At 37.4% G+C, this 1,212-nt stretch carries 1 protein-coding gene; it reads left to right on the top strand.

The features are described 5' to 3' along the window. Positions 1 to 1,212 (top strand): phosphoethanolamine transferase (locus BZG80_RS15685; protein WP_077679770.1); only part of this gene is annotated, 1,212 nt, incomplete at both ends.

Below are 1,212 nucleotides of genomic sequence, written 5' to 3'. Positions count from 1 at the left end.
ACTCTATAGGCTAGACAGTGTAAATCCTGGTTTCGTCGCTACGATTCCTCTCTTTTTCATCGCTAGCTTTAATATTATTTTTAACGCTTTTAGCTGGCCACTCATTACCAAACCTTTTTTTATCATACTTTTACTTCTGTCATCGGCAGCAAGTTATGCCACTTTTAGTTATGGTATAATTTTCGACAGTGATATGATTGTAAATGTCATCGAAACAGACTCAGCAGAAGCATCGAGTTATGTTAGTATTTACTCTCTTGCTTGGTTTTTATTCATGGGAGGGATTCCATCACTGTTTCTTTTTATTGTAAAAATAGAAGAAAGTGATCCGCTTCTTTTTATGACCATGAAAAAGGCAATATCAGTGATAGCATCGATAGTCGTTATACTCATCATTGCTACATTATATTATCAAGATTATGCATCCGTTGGCAGWAATAACTCTTACTTAAAAAAGGTTATCATTCCCACAGAGTTAGTTTATAGCATTGGAAAATATGTCAACAATGAATACCTGTCGGATCGTCTACCATACAAAAAAATTGGCGAGGACGCACAAAAAACAGACACACATAAGACAAAAAAACCAACTTTATTTGTTTTTGTTTTAGGGGAAACGGCTCGCGCTCAGAACCAGCAACTAAATGGTTATTCGCGAAAGACAAATCAATTCACATCGCAAGAAGGTGTTATCTCATTCAAAAATGTAAGCTCATGTGGAACGGCAACGGCAGTTTCTGTGCCATGTCTTTTCTCTATCTTGGAACGAGAAAACTTTAATCGAGAACGTGCCGACAAACAAGATAACCTACTTGATATCATGCAACGCGCAGGCACAGAGATGTTATGGGTAGAAAATGACAGTGGTGATAAAAATGTCGCGAAACATATTCCGCAGATCACAGTGAATCGTCATGAGAGTCAAACATATTGTGACGGACAAACCTGCTTTGATGAAGCCGTTATACAGCCTTTTATAGAGAAAACATCTAATGCGGATAGCAGCCAAGATTTAATGACCGTGCTACACTTAATTGGTAGCCATGGTCCCACATACTTCAAACGTTATCCGGAAAATATGAGAGTGTTTACGCCTGATTGTCAACGAGCCGACATTGAAAACTGCTCCAAAGAGGAAATAGTAAACACCTACGACAATACAATCTTATATACTGATTATGTTATAAATAAAGTCATTACGGAGTTAAAAGA

It is taken from the genome of Salinivibrio sp. MA440, from assembly GCF_001996265.1.
GTDB lineage: Bacteria > Pseudomonadota > Gammaproteobacteria > Enterobacterales > Vibrionaceae > Salinivibrio > Salinivibrio costicola.
The sequence above is the reverse complement of the archived record's forward strand: the minus strand, read 5'-3'. Positions and strand labels throughout refer to the sequence as shown.